The following is a 1,044-nucleotide window of genomic DNA, read 5'->3' as shown; positions in this document are numbered from 1 at the left end:
CGGATTTTTCACCCAGTCCTTGTCGGACCGCGATCCTGAGCTTTTTGGCTCGATCCGGTCTGAGCTGGGTCGTCAGCGCGACGAGATCGAGCTGATTGCGTCCGAGAACATCGTCTCTGCCGCCGTGATGGAGGCGCAGGGTTCGGTGATGACCAACAAATATGCCGAAGGTTACCCGGGCCGGCGCTATTACGGGGGCTGCGAGTTTGTTGACATCGCCGAGAATCTGGCCATCGACCGCGCCAAGCAGCTGTTTGGCTGTGGCTTTGCCAATGTGCAGCCGAACTCGGGCAGCCAGGCCAACCAGGGGGTGTTCCAGGCGCTGATCCAGCCCGGCGACACCATTCTGGGCATGAGCCTGGATGCCGGTGGCCACCTGACCCACGGCGCACGGCCCAACCAGTCGGGCAAGTGGTTCAACGCCGTGCAATACGGCGTGCGCCAGCAGGACAACATGCTGGACTATGATCAGGTCGAGGCGCTGGCGAAAGAGCATAACCCCAAGCTGATCATCGCGGGCGGTTCGGCCATCCCGCGTCAGATCGACTTTGCCCGCATGCGTCAGATCGCCGACATGGTCGGCGCCTATCTGCACGTGGACATGGCGCATTTCGCCGGTCTGGTCGCGGCAGGCGAGCATCCCAGCCCGTTCCCCTACGCGCATGTGGCGACCACCACCACACACAAGACCCTGCGCGGCCCACGTGGGGGCATGATCCTGACCAATGATGAAGATATCGCTAAGAAAGTGAATTCGGCGATCTTCCCCGGCATTCAGGGCGGCCCGCTGATGCATGTGATCGCGGCCAAGGCGGTGGCCTTTGGCGAGGCGCTGCGCCCCGAGTTCAAAAGCTATATCCAGCAGGTCGTGATCAATGCGCAGGCGCTCAGCGATCAGCTGATCAAGGGCGGGCTTGACACCGTGACCCACGGCACCGACACCCATGTGGTGCTGGTCGACCTGCGCCCCAAGGGCGTCAAGGGCAACGCCACCGAAAAGGCCCTGGGCCGGGCGCATATCACCTGCAACAAGAACGGCGTGCC

The 1,044-nt window shown here is 62.8% G+C and carries 1 protein-coding gene; it reads left to right on the top strand.

From position 1 onward, the window contains the following. Nucleotides 1–1,044, top strand: a 1,044-nt coding sequence (gene glyA, locus ACR0JI_RS21935; protein ID WP_480496693.1) for a serine hydroxymethyltransferase, incomplete at both ends; no start/stop codon positions are given.

The organism is Ruegeria sp. N10, assembly GCF_056531545.1.
Note: the sequence above shows the minus strand (reverse complement) of the source record. Positions and strands in the feature narration are given on the sequence as shown.